The following is a 24,493-nucleotide window of genomic DNA, read 5'->3' as shown; positions in this document are numbered from 1 at the left end:
ACCTCATATGAAAAGACATCCCCGTGATGTATTTAGTGATTTCGTTATTTTTCTTATAAGACCAATAGTTATCTTCTTAATGAAAAGAGAGATAGATGTTTTTCACGAAGGTGAAATTATAAAAAAAGACCGTGAACCATTCATCCTAATATCTAATCATTTTAATACTTGGGATAGCTTTGTCGTAATGAACAATGTTAGAAAGTATATTAGATTTGTCGCAACAGAAATTGCCTTTCTTGATTTTGCGAAAAAGATTGGTATGACCCATCTAGCACGAGCAATTAAAAAACGTGTTGGTAAAATGGACTATAGTGCAACTAAAAGAATCTTTAATTCTTTAAAACAAGGTTATGCTGTTGGTTTATTCCCGGAAGGTGATAACACCTTTTACGGTGAAACTTTAGATATCTATAAATCAACAGGGAAACTCTTAAAAAGAGCTAAAGTTGATGTTATCTTAATTAAACAACAAGGTGGTTATGTTTCGCAACCACGTTGGGCTGATTTCTTTAGTAAGAAAGGTGTCGTATATACCGAAACTAAACTTCTCATTAAAAAAGAGGATTTAGAAACATTATCAGAAGAAGAAGTTAATGATATTGTTGAAAAAGGTATTTATAACAACGACTATGATTTCCAAAGAGAAAAAATGATTGATTTTGAAAGAGAGAGCCGTGCTGAAGGGATTGAAAGACTTGTCTATCGCTGCAATAAATGCGGAGGAATCTTAACAGTTTACGGTAAAGGACATGATATCATATGTACTACCTGTGGTGTGATTGGAACAATCAATGAATACGAATTTATTGAAGGAAATACCCACGATAACTTAGTCGATTATACCCATGAAATGTATAAACATATTGAAGATGCTGTTAATAGTGAATTCTCATTTGATGTTACCTTAAATATTGTCGATACTAAAAAACTGAAGAATAAGTCACTAGGTAAATACCTTGTGAGTTATAAAGATAAAGTTTTAACATTAACAAATGATGAAAAAGAAGTAACATTCTTACTATCAAAAATTAAGTACCCAGTAAACACAATGAGACATAGCTTCAGTTTTGATTATGAAGAGATAACTTATAACTTTACTGATATAAGACATCAGTTTGTCTTATATGAAATGTGTAAATACTTAAACGGAAGCTATAAGGAGTGATTTGATGAAATATAAAATTAAAACTGATTTATGGATAAGAATCTTATTATGGGGATGTATTTTAATGTTTGTCCCAATGTACTTCTTTGCACCTGCAGAAGAAATGTGGATTTTAGCTTTAAGTACATTTTTAATGGCAGTCTTTATCCTACCATTATTTAGTGCTTCATATGAACTAGCAGAACAAGAACTAATTATTAAATTCTACTTTTTCAAATTTAGAATAAAATATGAAAACATAAAATCAATTAGAAAGTGTAAAAACTTTCTTAGTAGTGCTGCGATGAGTAGTGAAAGAATTGAGATTTTAGAACATAATAAAGGGAAACTAAAAGGGACAACTTATATAAGCCCGGTTAATCGTGATGATTTCTATACAAATCTAAAACACAATTGTAGACATTTAGAAGTAGATCATGATGAAGATTCATTATGGAAAGAATAGAAGATTTGATTAAAAATATATACAACAACTAGGAAATTACATATAAGAGGTGAAACTATGAAAAAAGGGTTTATTTTATTAGCTTTAATATTAGCTTCTCTGTTTGTATCAAACACCGAAGTTAATGCCGACAATGTTGAATACTCATCATATACTCCAATTAACCAATTTGATGCGTTTACAAATGTCGTTATTTTTATTAAGTTTAGTGACGAGACAACTTATACCGCACCATATGATTATGATTATTACTATGATATGTTCAATGGTGTAGATACGATAAGTTTACGAGATTACTTTTTAGAAGTATCTTATGATGTATTAACAATTGACAGTGTGTTTACTCATACTGAAATTGTTTATTTTGTTGATGCTAATCCTCGTTCTTATTATCAACCGTATGATGAATCTGAAAACACAAATGGTTTTCAGAATAAAGACGAAGCTGAATTTAGAGAACACACATTACTTAAAAATGCTGTCGACTGGGTTGAAGAGAATAACTTTATCGATGACACGATTGATTTAGACGTCAACAATGATGGTGATATTGATTCGATTACATTTATGATAAGTGGTGACGATAATGGTTGGAACAATCTATTATGGCCCCATAAATGGAATCTTTATACATACTATGATTATTCATATTCAGGTTATAGTGAAGATGCCCCGACTATAAACGGTAAAAATGTTTGGGATTATACATTTGAATTATTAGGATATGATACTAGTTATGGTTATCAAGTAGATGTCGCTGTTTTAGCACATGAAACATTTCATTTAATTAGTGCTCCTGATTTATATCACTACAATGATTTCGATTGGATAGATCCTATCGGTGAATGGGGACTAATGGCAACTATAGGTACAGTACCTTCGCATATGCTTGGGTATATGAAATATATGTACGGGGACTGGATTCCTGAGGTAACTGAGATTACAACTTCAGGAGAATATACCCTTTATCCACTCCAAGATTCACCGGATAATATTTACCGAATACCTCTTGGGTATTCGCATGAATATATCTATCTTGAATACCGTGATCTTGTAGGACAATATGAATCTACTTTGCCTGATTCAGGGTTAATCGTTTATAAGGTAGATGAAGACTTCTTTGATGAAGGGAACACTGGAGGTTACTACAGTAATAATGAAGCTGTAGAAGAAGTATGGGTCTATCGACCTGATATGGAAGATACAACTTTCCCAATCGAGTTCGCTCTAGAAGATCCTTATTCTGACGTTGACGGTGAACCGTATATTGCAGCGTTATCTGATGATAATTTATATGATGAAATTGGTGTCGGAACTGACATTTTATTATTTGATAGTGCCGGAGATGAAATTGAGTTAAAAATAACTAACATTGTTGAACATGATGGTTATATAACTTTTACTGTATTCTTTCAAGCACAAGATATCCCCGAAATCAAATTAAACGGAACACCACAAATGACTTTAGAATATGAAACATATTTCTATGAACCAGGTTTCACAGTTACTGATCCTGATTTTCAGGATAATGTAACTGTTGAAGGAACTGTTGATATTTATACTTTAGGTGATTATATAATTACTTATACATTGAGAGACGATGAAGGTGTTCTTATCGAAACCAAAACAAGAACAGTAAGCGTTGTAGATACAACAAAACCAAGTGCTAATATCAACGCTGGCGTTGATACAATTAATATCGGTGAAACTTGGATAGATGCTGGAGTATTTGTTAGTGATAACTATGATACTGATCTAACAATTGAAATTACTTCAGAATTAGATAATCAAACAGTTGGTAACTATGAAGTTTATTATAAAGTAATCGATGAATCTGGAAACTACATCAGAGCTAAAAGAATTGTCAATGTCGTTGACAATTCATATACGAAAGTAGATTTTACTTGTAATGACACTAAAACAACTTATACAACAGGAGAACCAATTACTTATCCTGTTTGTACTTATAATGATGAAACGCTAGAGATCACAAATATGAGTGATATACTCAATAACCAACCAGGTACTTATGAAATATTATTAGAAACAACAATTGATGAAGTGACTTATACTTTTAGAAGATATGTTTTTATCATCAGTAAATACACTGACACAGTCGCGATCTTACCTGAAGAAAGAAGGAGAAAAATATGAAAAAATTACTATTATCAATTCTCCTTATCTTAACTTTAGCAGCATGTGACTCAACCGTTGAATATACAATGACTTTAAATGCCGGGAATGATATCATTTCTGAAAATGAAACATGGGTTGACAGTGGTTGTTCAATCACAATCAATGAAGAAGATTTCCAAATGGAATTATCAGGAGCTTTTGATAATACATTAATTGGTGATCAAACTCTTACATACAACTATACTTATAAGGACACAACATACGTTTGTAAAAGAGTTGTTAAAGTTTTAGAAGCACCTAACTTTAACATTGAATTAAAACCAGGACTAGATACTGTGAAACTTAATAGTTTTCATATTGATAAAGGTTTAGTCTTTAATGATTCTAATGAATTAGACTTTATTGTTTCTGTTACAAGTAATGTTAATACTTCATTTCGAGGAATATACACAATAAATTATACAATTATCGATATGGATGGTAATCAGTTAATCATATCAAGAGTTGTAAATGTAATAAGTTAAAAAATCCTTGAAAAAGGATTTTTTTATTGCTTATATTTCTTCTAAATAGTCACTAAATGCTATAATAAATATGAGGTGATTTACATGAACAAAATATTTAAGGAGTTTACCTTTCCTCATGGAAAAAAAGTAAGGAATAAAATTGCTTTAGCACCAATGACAACTTATTCAAGTAATGATGACTTAACTTTATCTAATGAAGAAGAGATATATTATAATTCAAGAAGTAAAAATATAGGTATGGTTATTACTGCTGCAACTGCAGTAAGTAAAAATGCTCAAGCATTTACTAACCAAATCTCGATAAGAGATGGAAGATACTTAGAATCGATGAAAAGATTAGCCACTTCAATTAAAAAAGAAGGAGCACTAGCTATCTTACAAATCCATCACGGGGGAAGAATGAATCAACCAGATTTATATCCGAACCAAGATATCGTTTCCGCTTCAGCTGTTAAAGCTAAAAGAGATTATACTGTTCAACCTAGAGCGTTAAAGACTAGTGAAGTCTATGATGTGATTGATGAATTTTGTAATGCAACTAGATTAGCTATTAAAGCTGGTTTTGATGGTGTTGAAATCCACGGAGCTAATACATATTTAGTCCAACAATTCTTTAGTCCTCATAGTAATAAAAGAACTGATGAGTTTGGGGGAAGTTTAGAGAAAAGACTAACATTTCCGTTAAAACTAGTTGATAGAATCTTAGCGTTAAAAAAGGAACTAAACGAAAAAGAATTTATTGTTGGTTATAGATTCTCACCAGAAGAATTAGAAACACCAGGGATAACCCTAAATCATACAGTTTTATTGATTGATGAATTAGCTTCTAAAGATATTGATTACTTACATGTTTCACTAAGTAACTACAAACAAACATCAGTAAGAAATACTTATGATTTAGAACCAATCGTTACAAAACTAGTTAAAGTAATCAATAAACGTGTTCCTTTAATCGGGGCGGGAAGTATTGAATCAAACGAAGATGTTGATGAAGCTCTAAGTCTTGGTTATGATTTAGTAGCTCTTGGAATGATTGCGATTGCTGACAAAGATGTTGTTCAGAAACTAATGAATAATGAAATACCTAGTAAAGAAATATCAAAAGCATCACTTTTACCACCACAACTATACAACAGAATCAAATCGTGGGAAGGTATTAAAAAAAGAGGTTATACAGCCAAATAAAGCAGGGTTTACCCTGCTTTTTCTAAATGTATATATAATGTGGTATAATAACTATAACTTAGTAACTAAGAGAGGAATAAAACATGAATAATTACAGTTCAACAATTGAATCAATATCACATAATTTTGATGAAAAGAAGCAAAAGAAACTACAGACTGATCTATTTAGTAGATTGTGTAAAAAATTAGAGGAAAAATCTGATCAAGATATCGATCAATTAATTAAAACTACATATGAATTACTACGAGAGTTAAGCAGTAATGAAGAAGTTAAACCAAAAGCATATTTAAAATCACTTAATGTCTTAAGAAATAATGTAAAAACTGTATATGATTATACTTATAAAGGCCAAATAGAAGAACAATATACCGGTATGGGGATTGCAATAGGTGTTGCTATCGGTGCTGGATTTACTGCTATTTCTCCGGCATTTATTGGTGTCGGGATACCAATTGGTTTAGTTTTAGGAATTAGTATTGGTAGAAAAAAAGATCAAGAAGCTGAAAAACTAGGAAAAACATATTAATCAAAAAATAGGGTTTAAGAGGAGTTTCTATATGAAGAATCAAAAATATTTATTAATATTTGGAAGTATTTTTATTATATTATTGATGATTGCATTTCCTGTAGGAATATTACTATCACCAAGCATAACTCCGATGGAGTTACTGTCGGCAAAACCATATGTTGAAATTGGGAATTTAATTATTATCGTTCCTTCTTCAACATTTATTGTTTACTTATTAGGTGCCATTACTATCTTCTTTGGTATTAAACTAACAAAGTTAGAAGAATCATATAAGAAGTACTGGGGTATCTCGCTTATTCTCTGGGGGATAGGAACCGTTTTAGCAGGAACAAGTTATCAAGGTTTAGGTTATATGTTAAAATGCGATAACCAAGAATTATGTTTGTTTACTAGTTGGTTTGAACTTAGTTATTTATATGTTACCGCACTAAGTATCACTTTGATGGGTTATGCAGTAGCTAAGAAATCAATTTGTGTTGATAAGTTAAACCTTTATACAAAAATCATATTCATTGGGTTTATTGGATATACAATTTCACTTGTATTAGGAATAGTCTTTGAAATCCAGTTGTTAATTACCTATGAATGGTTCTTGCTATTCTTCTTACCATACTTCATTTCCTTTATGGTTATTAATGTTAAGGGGAATAAACGTAGTAAAAATGAAACTGACAAAGGATTAATCAACGTTTGGTTAATTATGTTGTTAATAAATATACTATATTTTGCGTATTTCTATAGTGGTTTAGGTGAACTATTATATGATGATTACTCAATATGGTTCTCAGCTAATGATGTGTTACATGTTGGGTTAATTCCCTGGATGTATTATATCTATATTGTAGTAAAAAAATAGTTAAATTAAAAGTTAGTAACACATCCGTGTTTACTTACTTTTTTTTTACTTTTTATTGCTAAATTGTAAGCATTTACAAATAATTCCTATGAAGTATTGACATCTACTAGTTTAGTATATAGAATGAGTATAGGACATACAGACGTTCGAACGTCTATACAATATAATTACAGGAGGTAAATTGTGGGTAAAGGAAATGTATTAGTTCTTGATTGTGGCACGCAGAGTGTTAGAAGTGTTATCTTTGACAAAAAAGGGAAATTACTAGGAATTGAACAGGTTAAGTATCCTAAATACGAAACAAATGGTGATGGTTTTGTTGAAATGAATGCAGACATTTTTTGGGATAGTTTTGTTAAGTCTGTAAAACAATTTTGGGAAAATAAACCAGAAGTAATGAAGAATGTAGTAGCAATCACGATTGCTTCACAAAGAAGTGTTAGTGTTTTTGTGGATAAAGATGGGAAGCCACTTAAAAATGCTATTAGTTGGATGGATCAAAGAAAAACAAAAAATAATGTGAATATTGGCAATATGCAAAAAAGACTTTATAAGTTAGCTAAAGTATGGGACATGTTAGATGGTTACAATCGTAAATGTCCATATCACTGGGTTCAAGAAAATGAACCGGAAATATACAAAAAAGTACATAAGTTATTATTCTTATCAACTTATCTTAATTTCAAGCTTACAGGTTTATTCCGTGATTGTATTACTTCAGCTCCGGGGTATATACCTTTTTCTAATAAAAGACTTGATTGGGCAAATTCAAAAGACATTGAAGGTAAAATATTCTCTGTTAAGAAGGAACATTTATTTGAATTAGTTCAACCTGGTGAAAAAATCGGTGATTTAACAAATGAAAGTGCCAAATTATTAAATTTACCTGCAGGTATTCCTGTTATAGCATCAGGTGCTGATAAAGCTTGTGAAACAATTGGTATCGGTTGTTTCGATGAATCAACAGTAAGTGTTTCACTCGCTTCAATGGTTACAGTTCAAACAACGACAGATACTTTTATGCCTTTATATAAGTATGGAACAGTTTACCCAGCAGCTATAGAAGGTAAGTACAATCCTGAATTAGGAATTACTAGAGGATTCTGGTTAATTAGCTGGTTCGTTGATGAATTTGCTGAATTAGAGAAAAAAGAATCTAAAGATAAAAACGTAAGTATTGAGAAAGTTCTAAATGAAAAACTAAACCTAGTACCTCCAGGTTCGGATGGATTGCTAATGCAAACATTCTGGATGAGTGATCCACGTCATCCAGCAGCTACCGGAACATTGATTGGCTTAAATGATGTTCATACAAGAATCCATATGTACCGTGCATTAGTTGAAGGATTAGGATATTCAATTAAAGAAGGAATCTTAGCGATTGAAAAGAAAACCAAAGTGAAAATCAAAAAAGTTGGTTTATCTGGTGGTGGTTCTAAAAGCATAATCCTTAGTCAATTAATTGCTGATATATTGAATAAAGAAGTATATGTTGTTCAAACACACGAAACAACAGGTTTAGGAGCTTCAATGATTGGTTATATTCATCTTGGTGAATATAACGATGTAAAAGAAGCTGCTGAACATATGGTTCAGGAAACAAAAACATATTATCCAAATAAAGAAATTGCGAAAAAATATGAAACACTATATAAAGAAATCTACAAACTTACTTATCAAAGATTACAACCAGTATATGATAAGATGATGGACTTAAGAAACTAGAGGGTGAAACTATGAAGATAGATAAACGAGTACAAAAATGTTTTGCTTTACACAGGGAATGGGATAAATTCAACATTGAATTTACTATTTCAGATAAAAAAATCATAACATTGACAGGAACTGTTGATGTTTGGCAAGAGCTAGTTGATATTGGACACATTGTCGCTAAAGTTAAAGGTGTGAAAAACTTAGTAAACAATATTACTGCTAAAGATACTGTTATAGTAAAAAAAGATTATACTAATGAGATCTTAGAAACTAAGAAATCTGGTAAAACAGAATCTTGTGACGTAGTAATTATTGGTGCTGGTGTATCTGGTTGCGCAATTGCTCGTGAATTAAGCAAATACGATATTGATATTAAAGTAATAGAAAAAAATAGTGATATTAGTGATGAAACTTCAAAAGCAAATAATGGTAATATTCATCCTGGTTTTCTAGCAACACCAGGAACATTAAAAGCTAAATTGAATCTTCGTGGAAATTACCTATATACAAAACTGTCAAATCAATTAGATTTTGATTTAAAAAGACCGGGTTCGCTAATTGTTTATTATGATGAGAAAAATCATAAGAAATTCAGTTTCTTAAAACTTATGAAAAGAACTGGTTTAGGATATTTCTATAAACCAATTAGACAAATGATGAAAGTGCCTGGACTTAAATGGTTAACTGGTGAAGAAGTTCATGAATTAGAACCAAATATTAAAGGAAAACCTCTTGGCGGGTTATGGATGACAACAATGGGAATTGTTGAACCATTCCAAGTCTGTTATGCCTTATCAGAAAACGCTATTGATAATGGTGTAGAATTTAAAATGAATACAAGAGTTCTTGATATTGAAGTAGATAATAGTGAGGTAACTAAAGTTATCACAAACAATGAAGTAATCAGTTGTAAAACTGTCATAAACGCTGCTGGCGTTTATGCTGATGATATTGCTGAAATGGTTAATGATAAATTCTATACAATTCATGCCCGTCGTGGAGCTATTGCGATCTTAGATAAAAACCGTAAAGGTTTTATCAGAAGACCATCAGGTTCAGTTACAAACAAAAAATCTAATTCAAACAGTAAAGGTGGAGGAGCTAGTGTTACACCTGAAGGTAACTTATTATGGGGACCAACTGCTGTAGAGATTTCTGATAAAGAAGATAAAGCAGTTTACCAAACTGATTTAGAATTCATTCTCAGTTTAGGTAGTGGTGTTACTGATGAAGTTAAAGCCAATGAAATAATAACAATTTTCTCAGGTTTAAGAGCTGCTGATTATAAAGAAGATTTTATAATTGAAGCATCAAAAAAAGTTAAAGGATTCATTCATGTTTCAGGAATTCAATCTCCTGGTTTAGCTTCCGCACCAGCAATTGCGGAAAGAGTTGAGAAAATCTATTTAAAACATAATCGAGGAACTAAAACTAAATCTGATTATACATCTGTTAGAACAAACACTCCTAAATTTAGAGATTACTCACATAAGGAACAAGATAAACTAATTGAGCAAAATCCTAAATATGGACGAATTATATGTCGTTGTGAATCAATCACAGAAGGAGAAATAATTGATGCATGTAATGCAGCAATACCTGCGACTTCTGTCGATGCAGTTAAACGAAGAAGTAGAGCGGGGATGGGTCGATGCCAAGGTGGTTTCTGTGGACCTAAAGTATTAGAAATAATATCTCGTGAATTAAATATTCCGATGACGGAAGTAACATTAAAAGGTGGCGACTCTAAAATCTTAACTAAAGATAGTAGAGGGTAAGGAGGAAACTATGAAAATTAAAAATTTCGATGTCGTCGTTATTGGTGGTGGTCCTGCTGGATTAGCAGCAGCACTAGAAGCTAAAAACGAAGGCGTAAAAGATATTATGATAATCGAGAGAGATACCTCTTTAGGTGGAATCCTCCAACAGTGTATCCATGATGGTTTTGGATTACACCGATTTGGAAAACAATTGTCAGGTTGTGAATATGCCGATAACTTTATTCAAGAAGTAGAAAAGACAGATATTGTCATTGCTTACGACACAATTGTTTTAGAAATCACAAAAGATAAAAGTGTTTACGCTATGAATGAAATAGAAGGTATGATGGAAATTAAAGCTAAGACAATTATCTTAGCGATGGGTTGTAGAGAAAGAACAAGACATCAAGTATTCTTATGGGGGACAAGACCAAGTGGAGTTTTAACTGCTGGTACTGTTCAAAGATTTATCAATATTGAAGGATATTTACCAGGTAAAAAAGCAGTTATACTTGGTAGTGGTGATATTGGTTTAATCATGGCTAGAAGAATGACTTTAGAAGGTATAGATGTAAAAGGTGTTTATGAATTAATGTCTTCCCCAGGAGGATTAACAAGGAATATCGCACAATGCTTAGTTGATTATGATATACCACTTCATCTTTCAACGACAGTAATTAACATTCATGGTAATACCAAACTTGAAGGTGTTACCGTTGCTAAAGTAGATGAAAATAGAAATGTCATTAAAGGAACTGAAGAATATATCGAATGTGATCTATTAGTTCTAGCAGTTGGATTAATTCCTGAAAATGAATTATCAACCCAAATTGATATTGAAATTGATCCCCGTACTAAAGGACCAGTTGTTGATGATCAATTTATGACTTCAGTTGATGGTGTCTTTGCTGCTGGTAATGTCGTTACAGTATTTGATCTTGTTGATTTTGTTTCTCTTACTGGTGAAATAGCAGGTAGAGGGGCAGCTAAATATATTCGTAATGAATTAGCTACAAGCAAAGAATATATTGAATTAAACGCCGGAGAAAATGTTAGCTTTGTTGTACCACAAAGAGTAAACAAAGCAAACCTAGATGATTCATTATCAATTTATTTTAGAGTTAAAAACAAACAAGAAAAAGTTCAAGTTTCCGGAGTAGTAAACAACGAAGTTATTCATAAGAAAAGACATCGTGTTGTCTTACCTCCAGAAATGATTGTTGAGAAAATTAAAACTGAACAACTAATCAACAACACACCAATTCTTGTTCATGTAAACGAGGTGTAATTATGAAAAAATTCACTTGTATCGTTTGCCCAGTTAGTTGTAATTTAAGTGTCGAAGAAAAAGACGGTGAAATTACTGTATCTGGAAACCAATGTAAACGAGGATTAAACTTTGGTATTAATGAATATTCTCACCCTGTGAGAATTCTCACTACTACTTTAAAAACAGTAAACGGAAGTATTAGAAGAGTTCCTGTCATAAGTACCGGAGAAGTACCAAAAGATAAACTAAAAGCAATTGTTAAAGAGTTGTACAAAGTATCAGTACCTTGCCCTATTAAAAGAGGCGATGTTATAGTTAAAAATATTAATAATACTGGTGTTGATATTATCGCAACCAGAACAATTTCATAATAGAAGGAGAATACAATAATGGATAAAGGTTCAATAATTAATTATTTTGAAGAAGTATTAGGAAAAGATAGAGTAATTCAAAACGAAGAGATCTTACAAGAGTATGCAACAGATATTACTGGTTTAAGAATGGTTCAAAAAGTATTTGGTTGGAAATCAGAAAATCTAGCGCAATGTATTTTAAAGATTCATAATAAAGAAGAAGCAATGAAAATCATGGAATTCATCAATGAAAATGATATTATAAGTATTCCAAGAACCGGAGGTTCTGGTGTATGTTTAGGTTTAGAAACACCTAAACATAGTGTTGTTGTTGATTTAAGTGAAATGAATAAAATTATTGAAATAAATGAAGAAAACTTTACAGTTACAGTTGAATCAGGAGTACCTTTACAAGTATTAGAAGACACTTTAACTGCAAAAGGATATACAACAGGACATTATCCACAATCATTACCATTAGCGCAAATGGGTGGTTTAGTAGCTACTAGAAGTATTGGACAATTCTCAACATTGTATGGTGGGATTGAAGATATGCTTGTTGGGATTGAAGGAGTATTACCTAACGGTGAATTAACTCATATTAAAAATAATCCTCGTAAATCAACAGGTCCAGATTTAAGACATATCTGGCTTGGGTCTGAAGGTGCGTTTGGAGTTATTACTGAAGTAACTGTTAAAATATTTAAAATGCCAGCTGAAAGAGTAATGCAAGCATTCACTATTAATAGTTTCCAAACAGGTTTAGACATTATAAGAGAATTACTACAAGATGGTTGGAAACCAGCTGTAACTAGACTTCATGATTATACAGAAGCTAAAGAAAGCTACGGTCCATTCGTTCAAGAAGGAGAAAGTGTATTACTATTTATCTCTGAAGGTCCAAAAGGATTTGCTGAATTAGAAGGAAACAAAGTTAAAGAAGTATGCTTAAGAGAAAATGCTCGTCAACTAGGTAGTAAACCATTAGAGTTATGGTTAGCTCATAGAAATGATATTTGTGATCACTTAGATGTTTATGCAAAACAAGGTGCAGTTGCTGATACTTGTGAAATTTCTGCAATGTGGTCTGATATTGGGAAGATTTACGAAGAAGTAATTGAAAGAGCTAAAAATGAAGTACCACATTTAGTACAAATGTCAGGTCATTCATCTCATAGTTACCAACAAGGTACCAACGTTTATTTCATGTTTGGAGCAATGTGTGCACCAACTGTTGAAGCAGCACAAAAAACATATGACCAGTTATTTGGAATAGTCTTAGAAACGACTCTAAAATACAATGGTTCAATCTGTCATCACCACGGGGTTGGACGTTATAGAACTAAATGGATGAAACAAGAGTTAGGTTCATCATTTACAATGTTAGAAAAACTTAAAAAAGCATTCGATCCTAAAGGTATTATGAATCAAGGAGTTTTACTTCCTCAAGATTAATTACCTGGAAAGAGGTTATGTATGAAAATTGTTAGTTGTATAAAACAAGTATATGATCTTGATATAGTTTTAGAAAATGATTGGGTAGTGGATGAATCATGCAAAAGCGTGGATATCCACTACGCCAATAGAATTATGAATTCATACGATGAAGCAAGTTTAGAAATGATGTTGCAGCTGAAAGATAAATATTTAAATATCATGACTCAGGCATTAACTATTGGTAATAAATCTACTGAATCAATTCTTAAAAAAGCACTAGCAATTGGTGTTGATGAAGTTATAAGAATTGATATTGATATCAACAAGATAAATAATCCAAATGATAATGCTACACTCATTTATGAATCAGTAAAAGAAGATGAATCGATAGATATAATATTTTGTGGTAAACAATCAGATATTAACAACTATGGACAAACAGGCCAAATACTAGCTGAAAAGCTACATTGGTCTTGTTTTACTAATGTCTTTGAAATTGAATATATTGATAATCAATTTCATATTTCAAGACTACTTAAAAGTGGTATTGAAAGAATTATAACTAAAGCTCCATTTGTAATTACATCGATCCCTTCAGCTGATAAGTTCTTAAGAATGGCAACACTTAGAGATATGATGAGAGCTAACAAAGAAACTATTAAAATTAAAGAATATGAATCATTATTAACTGAATTAGAAAACCGATATAATTTTGAAAAAATCACAATTGAAAAACCTGTAAAGAAATGTATTTACCTAGAAGATGAAATAGATAGTAAAGTTGAAACACAATTAGACGAACTAATCACTAAATACCGAGAGATAGGTGATAGCAAATGAAATTCACTATCTTAGGAAAATTAATTAATTCAAAACTATCAGAAGAAACAATTGATATAGTTAACAAACTACTTAAATTAGAGAATAAGAATCTACAAATAGAACTACTATTTGTAGATGAAAATACATATATAGATATGATTATGTTACCTAAAGAAATCACAATAAAAGTCTATAATAATATTATAGGAGATAATGAAAAAGAGAAGTATGTAAAATTGGTTGACCATTACTCAAATAACCATAGCATTGGGAACTTGATTTTGGCACTAGGAAACCTAGATGAGGAATTAGTTCCATTACTCGGAGAACGATTAAAACTTGCTAGTTTTATCGATTGTGTGGGATTAGAGTATTCGGAAAGTAAAAATGAATTGTCATTATTAAAACCAGAGTATAGTGGAAATGTAATTTCTCATTATACTTTGAAAGATTGTTCAGTTCTTAGTTTTAGATATCAAAAGCTAAAATTATTAAATTTTGGAAATGTAATTCCTGTAAAAGTTGAATATGTTAATTACAAAATTCATGTTAAAGATAAATATATAAGTAAAGAGTATTTAGAATCACAAAACACAAATCTAGAAGATGCTGATTTTGTTATTGTTTGCGGTTTTGGTGTTGGTAATAAAGAAAACGTTACTGAAATAATCAATTATGGTAAGAAGATTGGAGCTACAGTTTGTGGTACTAAAAAAATCATTGATTCAGGGTGGTTACCTATGAACCTAATGATTGGCCAAACAGGGCATATCATCTCGCCAAGCCTTTGTATAACAATTGGTGTATCGGGCGCAGCTCCATTACTGAATGGAATTATTGGGTCTAAAAAGATAATTGCCATAAACAATGATAAAAATGCTAGAATATTTAGTTATGCTGATTATGGTATTATTGGAGATTATAAGAAAATTATCGCAAAGGGGTTGAATATTAATGAGAGTAATTAATGATATTAAACCGGGTTGCGATTATCTAAAAGATGAATCGCAACTAATTGGTAATGCTGATAAGATTTATTTTTGTCATAATACAAATGAAATAGAAGAAGTTTTGAGTAACTGTTACAAGAACAACACACCAATTACTATTCAAGGTGCTCTTACTGGTATTTGTGGTGGAGCGGTACCGTTAAATGGTGTTGTAATAAACTTATCAGAAATGAACAATATATTAGGAATGAACTATAATACAGAGTTAGAAAAGTATATTATTAAAGTTCAATCAGGATTACTACTTAAAGATCTTAATCATTTTCTGAAATCAAAGAAGATAGATATTAGTAATTTTGATGAGGAATCTATAAAGGGATATAATAAATTCATCAAAGATAGTTCATTTATGTTTCCTACAGATCCAACCGAAACCTTAGCTTCAATTGGTGGTATGGTGGCATGTGACGCATCAGGTGCTTGTTCTTATAAATATGGTTCTATAAGAAAGTACATTCAAGGATTAACTTTAGTTACTCCTACAATGAAGTTGAACATTGAAAGAGGAAAATATAAATACAGTGATTTAGAACATATATTGAAGTTAGATGGTTCATCTCTACCGAAATGGCAAGCACAGAATCAAGATATTAAAGATGTCGCAGGGTTATACTATGATGATAATATGGATTTAATCGATCTTATCATTGGTGGTGAAGGTATTTTCGGGGTTATTACAGAAATAGAATTAATACTAATAGAAGAACCGAAAGTACAGGCAGGAGTAATGTTATTCCTAAATGAGGAGAATGAGCTTGCAAAGTTTGTTGATAAACTAAGAAACAATGAATCAAAGTTATTTAATAGCGGTATTGCCGCTATAGAATACTTTGATAGTAATAGTTTGAAACTACTTAATAGATTTAGAGAAGTGAATCAAGCTTTAAAAAAACTACCGATTATCCAAGATGAATTTTATGGTAGTTTGTACTTAGAATTTCATCTAGATTCGAGTGATGAACTTGATGAATTACTAATGGATATTTTAGAAGATATGAATGAGTATGGTATTAATGAAAAACATCAATGGTTAGGGATAGAATCTTCTGACTTTGAAAAACTGAAATTATTTAGACACGCTGTACCGGAATGTGTTAATATTTTAATAGCGAGCAATAAACAGATCGATAGTCGTTTAAACAAGTTAGGAACTGATATGTCTGTTCCTAACGATCAATTATTAAACACATTACTTATGTATCAAAAAGATATTGAAGAACTTGATGTTTCAAGTGTAATATTTGGCCATATAGGAGATAATCATCTTCATGTTAATTTACTACCTAACACTTATCGAAAACTCGTAGATTCAAAAAAAGTTATTATTAACTGGGCAAACTATATAACTAGTTGTGGTGGTAGTGTTACTGCGGAACATGGTATAGGTAAATTAAAAAAAGAATTACTTAAATTGATGTTAAAAGAAGAAGATATTAATTCAATGAGAAAAATCAAAGGTATAATTGAACCTAAAGGTTTACTTAATCAAGGGACTTTACTTGATTAAACAAAGGAGATTATTATGAATATTAAACCAGCAAAACCAGCTTATATTCAAATTAAAAATGACATTATTAAAAAGATAAGAACTGGTAATTGGCAAGAAAATCAAAAGATTCCATCAGAGTTAAAACTTATGGAAACATATAATGTTGGTCGCGGAACAATTAGAGATGCGATGAAGTTAATTATTGATGAAGGATATGTTTATATCAAAAAAGGTGTTGGGACTTTTGTTACCCAAAATGAAGTAGGAGTATCACTTGAACCTTTTGTTAGTTTAACTTACTTCATTAAAATGAGAGGTTTAAAAATTGAGAGTAAACTTTTAGAACAAAAAGAGTTTATAGTAGATAAAGAATGTGCAGAAGAAACAGGTTTAGAACTTGGTTCTAAAGCTCTACTTGTGACTAGACTAAGAATTTTAGAAGGTAAACCATTAGCTATCGAGATGTTTAGATTTTCATCAGTAGCATTAGAGATATTCGCTGATTATGATTTTACTCAACCAATCTCTCATTATATGTTTGATGTTAAAAAAATCGGGGTATCGAAAATGAATATGGACTTTGTGATTAAACCTGCAGATGCAAAAATTGCTAAAGTATTAAAACTAAAGCAAAATGAAAAAATGATTGAATCTAGTAGAACCGTATTTGTAGCACCTGATAATGATTTATATTACTACTTAACATTTTATTGTGCTGAAAAACTAAGTTACATCGGAACTGAGAAGTTCATCTAAAAAAATAAATCATAAAAGGAACTACACATGAATATAAAACAGATAGTAAAGAACAGTAGAACTTACTTCAAAAGTCATGAGACTTTAGAATATAAGTTTCGTAAAGAAAACTTAAATAAATTGCGTTTAGCAATTAATAAATATGAACCACAGTTATTAGAATCATTAAAACTAGATTTAGGTAAGAACGAACACGAAAGCTATATGACAGAAATTGGAGTTGTTTTAAAAGAGTTAACTTATAATGAGAAACGTCTTAAAAAACTAATGAAACCTAAACGAGTTAGAACAGCGGTTACTGATTTTCCAGGTAGTAGTTTTAGATATGCTGAACCATTTGGTGTCGTCTTAATTATTAGTCCATGGAACTATCCAGTTAATCTAACATTAAGTCCATTAATTGGTGCTTTAACTGCAGGTAATACAGCGATTATTAAACCAAGTGAATTTAGTATTAATACTTCTAAAGTTATTGAAGAAATGATTTTAGATACTTTTGAAGAAAAGTATGTAAAAGTCATTCAAGGTGGCGTTGAAACAAACCAGGAATTACTTGATCAGAAATTCGATTATATCTTTTTTACAGGTAGTACTAATGTTGGAAAGATTGTTATGGAAAAAGCTAGCAAACATCTAACTCCAATTAGTTTAGAACTTGGTGGAAAAAGTCCAGTTATTGTTGATAAGAATGTTAATATTCAAGTCGCAGCTAAAAGGATTACTTTTGGAAAGTACTTAAACTCAGGACAAACATGTATTGCTCCTGATTACTTATATGTCCATAAAGATATCAAAGAAGAGTTTATTTCTGAAATGAACAAGAATATTATTGAATTCTACGGGGAGAAACCCCTAGAATCTTCAATTTATGGTTCAATTATTAATCAAAGACATTTTAATAGACTAAAAAATTACTTAAATGATGGAACAAGTATTGTTGGGGGAACGATTGATGAAGAGAATTTACGAATCGCGCCAACTTTATTAGATTCTGTTGAAATGAGTAGTCTTGTGATGAAAGAAGAAATCTTTGGACCGATCTTACCAATTATTTCTTATACTGAAATTGATGAAGTTATCGACTTCATCGGTTCCCGTCCAAAACCGCTTGCCCTATATCTTTTTACAGAGAACGCACACATTGAAAAACGTGTCCTTAGTGAATGTCAATTTGGTGGGGGATGCATCAATGATACAGTTATGCATATCGCTAGTGAATATCTACCTTTTGGTGGTGTTGGTGAAAGTGGTATGGGTTCATACCACGGAGCAAAAAGCTTTGAAACATTTTCACATTATAAAAGCATTTTAAAGAAAAGAACATGGTTTGATTTACCAGTGAGGTATGCACCTTATTCTCCTGTGAAGAAGAAACTAATAAAAAGATTCTTAAAGTAAGAGGAGTTATTATGGGAACGACAATAAGAGAAGTTAAATCAACACCTAAGAGTTTAATAAATGAGCAAGGTGAATTACAAAGAGGTGTTTTTAAAGAATACTTTAAGGAATTTAATCTTCTAAATAAAAAAAGACCAATCCTAAAGAAATTAATTAATAGAAATCTATTAACTGAATGGCAAGCAGTGGAAGTGCTTGCTGCTGATATCTTTATGATTTGTGCAGTCTTTAAGTTTGGTGTCATGAATAGGACATTATTCTTTGTCTATGAGATTAAAGAGAATATCTTACATGATTACTCTTCGATGTCTTTAATTGGAACAAAAGCTAATGTAGCACCCTTTTTAGAGGGGATGAGTGTTTCATCAAGAAAAACTAAAGATACATTTGTGAAGATTACTAATAATTTAAATAATGGAGAGTTATATTTAGAAGGATATGGTAACAAGTTAGACAATGATATAGAGTTTGCTTTATCTTTTAAAAGAATTGCTGAACCATCTGTTGTATCTGTCCCGATGACAGATAACCATATCGTTTATACCGAGAAAGATCTTTTAGTACCTACAGGATATATAGATTTTAAAGGAAAGAAACATAGCCTTGATAAAAGTGATGTAACGATTCTAGATGATCACAGAGGGTATTACCCTCTTAGTTCTGGTTATGACTGGGTTACTTGTATGGGTGACATTGTGGTTGATAACAAAGAATCAAAGTTTGGGATTAATCTAACATCTTTCTATAAGAACGAAGAACCTGAGAAAATAAATGAAAATGGGTATTGGTTAAATGGAGAATATCACCAATTACCTTCTGTCGAGTTTAATAGAGAAGGATTTAATTGGTTAATCACCGATAAAGATAGTAAAGTGAATCTTGTCTTTGTCCAAAGGAACTGTTTTAATGAGAAAAAGAATATGGGGTTAAAGATTGATTATACTCTAGCTTTCGGAACATTATCTGGAGAAATTATCACAGATGATAATAAAGTGATAAAAGTTAATGAGATGTTCTCATTAGGCGAGAAGAGGTTAACCAAGTTGTTTAAGGGTAAGACTCATAATTATTAATATATAATGCAAAATAAAAAGACTAATTACGATTATAATTAGTCTTTTTTTTATAACTATTTTTGATATTTTGAGTAATCAAAGTTTTTAATGTATTCAACAACTTGATCTTTTGGGATTGGTTTACTGAATAGATATCCTTGAGCTAATCTACAACCAGCATCAGCAGACATTTCTAATTGCGAAACGGTTTCGACACCCTCTACACAAATGGTACTACCTGAAGCTCTAATCGCTTTTATAATAGTATAGAATCCAGCAATTTTTTTATCGTTTGCTTTTTTTGAAGGTAGTAATGATTTATCGGTTTTAATTGTCTTCAGTTCACCAGATAATACATCTGATAGTTTGGAAACACCAGCTCCAAAATCATCAACTGATATTGCAAATCCTTTGGATTGAATATATCGTAAAGTTTCAATAGATATAACCCCTAGATTTATATCTTCAGAAATCTCGAAGATAGATTTTTCGATTGGGATAACTCTGTTTTTAACAAAATCATCAAATCGCTTATTACTTTTCTCAAAAATCATTAGTGTTTCTGCAGATAAGTTGATTGCAAATGTCATATCTTTTATTTGCTCACATTCTAAGATTAGTTCGGAATACTCATCTTGCAGTTTATCAAATAGGTTTCGATCTAAAAGATCAACATATTTTACTTTCTTTATAACACTAATAAACATAGCAGCAGAACGTATTTCATCATTATAAAGCCATCTTGATAATACTTCAAATCCATCTAGTTTACCTGTTTCTAAGTTAATAATTGGTTGGTAATATGGTATTAGTTTGTTTTTTCTTACATCTTCAATTAGTTGTTGCTCTATGATTTTAGTTTCATCATAAGTATCCATTAATTCTTTGTTTACAATAGTTAATCCTTTGTTTTCTTTTTTAGCATCATACATCGCATAATCTAAGTACATCAGAATTGATTCTAAATTGATTGTATCAATTAGAGTTTCGAGAACACCAAGTGATATTTCAATATCAACTTCTTGTTTTAACTCTTCATTATAGAAACTAAAAACGGTTGAAGGCATTAATTTTTTGAACTCGTTAAGACTCATGGGCTTAGTCGAAACTAAAATGAACTCGTCACCACTAATACGGTATGGTCTTACATTTTCTAAAGCATTAAACTTTCCAGATAGTTGGATTAAACACCAGTCACCAAATGAATGACCTAAGGTATCATTTAAGATTTTAAACTTATTAACATCGGTAAAGGCAATTAACATACCTTTAAACAGGTTATCATTGTAGTCGCTAATAAACTTAGCTCTATTATAATCTCCAGTTAAGGAATCATGTTTTGCGTTATGTAGTATCTTCTTATTTAATAAGAGACTACGGTAGTAGAAGTAACTAATTATGATAATTACGAAGATACTTGCAATTCTAGCTATCCAATCTGTTGTTATATTAGATGGTGCACTATCTGCTGAAACTTCTAAATTCCAAGTGATATATTTATTACTGTATATTGTTGAGACGGAGTTATCTTCTATTATGTCTCCAGTTAAGAGGATGTCAGTATCCGAATCATCATAAAAGATTCTCATATTAACATTGTTTATATCTACTTCATTCTCTATTGTTTGAATAAATAAATCAGCATCAATAACTGTTGCTAGTTGTCCCCAATATTGGTCTCCGTCCAATATTGGTATTCGTAAGATAAAGGCTTTCCCACCTTGGACTAAATCAACAGGACCTACAAATAATGGTTCTAAATTATTTTTAACAAAGAGGATATCCTCTCTTTGTCCTTCAATAGTACTTAAATCAATCCCGATTGTTGATTGGTTTTCTTCATGGGGATAGTTATATATAATTGTCGTACCTTCAATCATCGCAATATTCTTAACATAATGATCATCATAAGAAAGGATATGATCTAAAAATGTCTCTGAGTCTTCTTTAGAAGCGTCGAGATTACTAGTCATATAAGACAAGTAACCATCAGATATAGTTATTGTGCTTTGAAAGATATTCTCTATTTGGGTTTGAACAGTATAAGATTTTTGGTAAAGAACATTGATTGAACTTTGGCGATTAAATGAAGTTAAACTAAAGAGAATCATCTCAAATATAAGATACATGATGAGTCCAATTATTATTACTTTTGCAAGAATACTTTTATGTAGTTTTTTCATATCTCTAGTCCTCTTTTTTTGTAATTGTCATTTAATTATAGCATACGAAGTATTAATATTATAAGTATCTTATTTATAATACTAGTAAAGTACTATTGTTTACCTCCTTATTTAGAAAATAATATAATAAAAGACTGTCTTTTTCTATACAATACTTGTGTGTTAAAAAAACTAGTGATAAGATTATTATGTAGGGATAACGGAGGATTATATGGGAGAGTTTTTTGAAAGAGTTGCTTATAACACTGAATCAGAATTTACTTTATTATCATTAGAGCATTATATAACTGTCGTTGTATGTTTTTTATTAATTTTTGGGTTTTATTTCTTATCTCCAAAACTTAGAGATAAGAAATATGAGGTTGTTTTACGTTATTTATTTGCCTTGTTTATGTTATTTAGTCAAATAACTATTTTTAAGCATAGTTATGATAATGGGTTTAAGTGGTATAGATATTTACCAGAAGCAACTTGTGGATGGGCTATAATCTTTGGAGCTTTGTCTTTAATGACTAAAAATAGAACATTAGTAGTACTAACGTTCTTCTGGGGATGGGGCGCAATATCAACTCTGCTTTTTCCTAATATTTTAGAAGGACCTACAAGATATTATTTCTATCAGTTCTTTTTAAGACATATCTTAATCATAGTTAGTTCGATATATATGTTTAGAGTTTTTGACTTTAAGCTTAAAAAGAAGGATTTCTATACTTATATTATTTGGACTTTACCTATGGCATTACTATTTGGGTTAATTTCATATATAGTTAATAATCCAAGTGAATCAAATATGTTTTATATGTTAGGACCAGCTACAAATACACCAGTATTTGGAATGATCTTAGAGTTTAATCATCTTGTATATGTTATTGTATGGCTATCATTCTGTATTTTTATTGGTTATATATATGGGTTACCTTTTTATCAAAGAAGTAGTAAGAAGTGAAATTTATAACAATAGAAAAAGCCCTTTTTGGGCTTTTTCCTTTTTATAGTATAATAAAACTAATAGTAGTTATTCTAATATACGGAGGTTTTTATGGGTCATAATACATCAAGAAGTGGATATGAAAAATTAGTTGATAGATTAAATAAGTTTCCCCAAGGTGTACCACCTTCTGATACACTGTATGAAATACTGAAGTTATTATTCTCTGAAGAAGAGGCTAAATTAGTGTCTTTACTACCAATTAAGCCCTTTACTACAAAGACTGCAGCAAAGGCGTGGAAGAAGTCTGAAGCAGAAGCAAGTGTTGTCTTAAATGAACTTGCTTCAAGAGCTCTTTTAGTTGACGTTGAACGTGATGGAAATCAAACGTTTTCTTTACCACCACCAATGGCCGGATTCTTTGAATTCTCAATGATGAGAATTGGTGGTAATTTTGATCAGAAATTACTAGGAGAGTTATTCTATCAATATATGAATATTGAAGACGAGTTTGTTACTGATTTATTAACTTTACCGACGCCAATTGGTCGTGCTTATGTTCATGAGGAAACAATTGAAGATCATATGATTCATGTTCTTGATTATGAGAGAGCGACAAAGGTGATTAAAACAGCTACTCATATTGGGATAGGTACTTGTTATTGTCGACATAAAAAAGAGCATGTGGGCGAAGCTTGCGATGCTCCAATGGAAATTTGTATGACATTTAATCAAACAGCAGCTTCTTTAATTAAATATGGTTACGCAAGACAAGTAGAGGAAGAGGAATGTTTAGATCTATTAGAACTAGCTAAGAAACATAATCTAGTTCAATTTGGTGATAATGTCCAAAATGAAGTAGCTTTTATCTGTAACTGTTGTAGTTGTTGCTGTGAAGCTTTAGTAGGCGCAAGAAAAGTTGGACCTTATCAAGCAATTAACTCATCTAATTTTATTTGTAATATTATTGATGATAATTGTAAAGGATGCCAAAAGTGTGTTGATGTTTGTCCTGTTGAAGCTTTATCAATGGTTTCGAGGAATCTACCTAATAGTAAAAAGATGTTAGCACAACTTGTAGAAGAGAACTGTATTGGTTGTGGAGTTTGTGCGAGAGTATGTGGTTCAGACGCTATTAAAATGAACCCTCGTGACCAAAAAGTATTTACCCCAGTAAATATGGCTCATAGAGTTGTATTAGAAGCGATTGAAACAGGTAAGTTGCAAAACTTAATCTTTGATAATCAAGCTCATTTTAGACATAGAGCTTTAGCATCAATCTTAGGAGCTATATTAAAATTACCTGTAATAAAACAAACATTAGCTTCTAAACAAGTTAAATCTAAATATATCTTAAAATTAATACAAAATAAGAATAGTAAAATAGTTAATTCACATATCTTAAAAGACTAACTCGATAACTCATTAGAACAATTATTTAGTTCATTTAGAATAAACAACGACGAGCCGTA

21 protein-coding genes are annotated in these 24,493 nt (G+C 31.0%); 20 read left to right on the top strand and 1 reads right to left on the bottom strand.

What is annotated here, in order from left to right; genetic code table 11:
- The first annotated feature begins 7 nt into the window (after window positions 1–7).
- The 18 genes from KQ51_RS07850 to KQ51_RS07765 all read left to right on the top strand — a co-directional run bounded on the left by KQ51_RS07850 (window position 8) and on the right by KQ51_RS07765 (window position 19,928).
- On the top strand, window positions 8–1,168 hold the full coding sequence (locus KQ51_RS07850) for a lysophospholipid acyltransferase family protein (protein WP_038470984.1): 1,161 nt from the start codon (window positions 8–10) through the stop codon (window positions 1,166–1,168).
- A 4-nt stretch (window positions 1,169–1,172) separates the two neighbouring features.
- On the top strand, window positions 1,173–1,613 hold the full coding sequence (locus tag KQ51_RS07845) for a PH domain-containing protein (protein WP_038470982.1): 441 nt from the start codon (window positions 1,173–1,175) through the stop codon (window positions 1,611–1,613).
- 57 nt (window positions 1,614–1,670) lie between these two features.
- Window positions 1,671–3,767, top strand: a complete 2,097-nt coding sequence (locus KQ51_RS09530; RefSeq protein ID WP_052609365.1) for an immunoglobulin-like domain-containing protein — start codon at window positions 1,671–1,673, stop codon at window positions 3,765–3,767.
- Complete coding sequence (locus KQ51_RS07835; protein ID WP_038470980.1) at window positions 3,764–4,273, top strand: immunoglobulin-like domain-containing protein; 510 nt, start codon at window positions 3,764–3,766, stop codon at window positions 4,271–4,273. The genes KQ51_RS09530 and KQ51_RS07835 overlap by 4 nt, the downstream gene beginning before the upstream one ends.
- 84 nt (window positions 4,274–4,357) lie before the next feature.
- Window positions 4,358–5,461: an NADH-dependent flavin oxidoreductase gene (locus KQ51_RS07830; protein ID WP_038470978.1), complete on the top strand. Its 1,104-nt coding sequence runs from the start codon at window positions 4,358–4,360 to the stop codon at window positions 5,459–5,461.
- Between the two features lie 83 nt (window positions 5,462–5,544).
- Window positions 5,545–5,988, top strand: coding sequence for a hypothetical protein (locus KQ51_RS07825; RefSeq protein ID WP_038470976.1), 444 nt, complete (start codon window positions 5,545–5,547; stop codon window positions 5,986–5,988).
- Between the two features lie 31 nt (window positions 5,989–6,019).
- Window positions 6,020–6,847 carry a hypothetical protein gene (locus KQ51_RS07820; RefSeq protein ID WP_038470975.1) on the top strand — a complete coding sequence of 276 codons (828 nt, stop codon included), beginning with the start codon at window positions 6,020–6,022 and terminating at the stop codon, window positions 6,845–6,847.
- Between the two features lie 183 nt (window positions 6,848–7,030).
- Window positions 7,031–8,572, top strand: a complete 1,542-nt coding sequence (locus KQ51_RS07815) for an FGGY-family carbohydrate kinase (RefSeq protein ID WP_038470973.1) — start codon at window positions 7,031–7,033, stop codon at window positions 8,570–8,572.
- Between the two features lie 11 nt (window positions 8,573–8,583).
- Window positions 8,584–10,338, top strand: coding sequence for an FAD-dependent oxidoreductase (locus KQ51_RS07810; protein ID WP_052609363.1), 1,755 nt, complete (start codon window positions 8,584–8,586; stop codon window positions 10,336–10,338).
- Window positions 10,339–10,348: 10 nt separating this feature from the next.
- Entirely contained in the window at window positions 10,349–11,608 is a 1,260-nt protein-coding gene (locus tag KQ51_RS07805; RefSeq protein WP_096334948.1) for an NAD(P)/FAD-dependent oxidoreductase, read from the top strand.
- Window positions 11,609–11,610: 2 nt separating this feature from the next.
- On the top strand, window positions 11,611–11,961 hold the full coding sequence (locus KQ51_RS07800) for a DUF1667 domain-containing protein (protein WP_038470971.1): 351 nt from the start codon (window positions 11,611–11,613) through the stop codon (window positions 11,959–11,961).
- Between the two features lie 18 nt (window positions 11,962–11,979).
- Window positions 11,980–13,398 (top strand): FAD-binding oxidoreductase, encoded by a 1,419-nt coding sequence (locus KQ51_RS07795; protein ID WP_038470969.1) that lies wholly within the window; start codon window positions 11,980–11,982, stop codon window positions 13,396–13,398.
- Window positions 13,399–13,419: 21 nt separating this feature from the next.
- Window positions 13,420–14,220, top strand: coding sequence for an electron transfer flavoprotein subunit beta/FixA family protein (locus tag KQ51_RS07790; RefSeq protein WP_038470967.1), 801 nt, complete (start codon window positions 13,420–13,422; stop codon window positions 14,218–14,220).
- Window positions 14,217–15,170 carry an electron transfer flavoprotein subunit alpha/FixB family protein gene (locus KQ51_RS09525; protein ID WP_052609361.1) on the top strand — a complete coding sequence of 318 codons (954 nt, stop codon included), beginning with the start codon at window positions 14,217–14,219 and terminating at the stop codon, window positions 15,168–15,170. Before KQ51_RS07790 ends, KQ51_RS09525 begins: the two co-directional genes overlap by 4 nt.
- A complete protein-coding gene (locus KQ51_RS07780) occupies window positions 15,157–16,719 on the top strand; it encodes an FAD-binding oxidoreductase (RefSeq protein WP_038470965.1) in 1,563 nt (520 codons plus the stop codon). Before KQ51_RS09525 ends, KQ51_RS07780 begins: the two co-directional genes overlap by 14 nt.
- 15 nt (window positions 16,720–16,734) lie before the next feature.
- The gene (locus tag KQ51_RS09520) at window positions 16,735–17,457 is read left to right on the top strand and encodes a GntR family transcriptional regulator (protein WP_052609359.1); all 723 of its coding nucleotides are present in this window, start codon (window positions 16,735–16,737) and stop codon (window positions 17,455–17,457) included.
- Window positions 17,458–17,484: 27 nt separating this feature from the next.
- Window positions 17,485–18,855, top strand: a complete 1,371-nt coding sequence (locus KQ51_RS07770; protein ID WP_038470963.1) for an aldehyde dehydrogenase — start codon at window positions 17,485–17,487, stop codon at window positions 18,853–18,855.
- An 11-nt stretch (window positions 18,856–18,866) separates the two neighbouring features.
- The gene (locus tag KQ51_RS07765; protein ID WP_038470962.1) at window positions 18,867–19,928 is read left to right on the top strand and encodes a DUF2804 family protein; all 1,062 of its coding nucleotides are present in this window, start codon (window positions 18,867–18,869) and stop codon (window positions 19,926–19,928) included.
- A 56-nt stretch (window positions 19,929–19,984) separates the two neighbouring features.
- Here the strand turns inward: KQ51_RS07765 and KQ51_RS07760 are convergent, their stop codons facing one another.
- Entirely contained in the window at window positions 19,985–22,093 is a 2,109-nt protein-coding gene (locus KQ51_RS07760; protein ID WP_038470959.1) for a sensor domain-containing diguanylate cyclase, read from the bottom strand.
- Between the two features lie 211 nt (window positions 22,094–22,304).
- On the opposite strand from KQ51_RS07760, the gene KQ51_RS07755 reads away from it, so the two are divergent.
- Window positions 22,305–23,039, top strand: coding sequence for a YwaF family protein (locus KQ51_RS07755; RefSeq protein WP_038470958.1), 735 nt, complete (start codon window positions 22,305–22,307; stop codon window positions 23,037–23,039).
- A 93-nt stretch (window positions 23,040–23,132) separates the two neighbouring features.
- Window positions 23,133–24,434 carry a 4Fe-4S dicluster domain-containing protein gene (locus KQ51_RS07750; protein WP_038470956.1) on the top strand — a complete coding sequence of 434 codons (1,302 nt, stop codon included), beginning with the start codon at window positions 23,133–23,135 and terminating at the stop codon, window positions 24,432–24,434.
- The last annotated feature ends 59 nt before the right edge of the window (window positions 24,435–24,493 follow it).

This window comes from Candidatus Izimaplasma bacterium HR1, from assembly GCA_000755705.1.
GTDB lineage: Bacteria > Bacillota_I > Bacilli_A > Izemoplasmatales > Izemoplasmataceae > Xianfuyuplasma.
The sequence above is the reverse complement of the archived record's forward strand: the minus strand, read 5'-3'. Positions and strand labels throughout refer to the sequence as shown.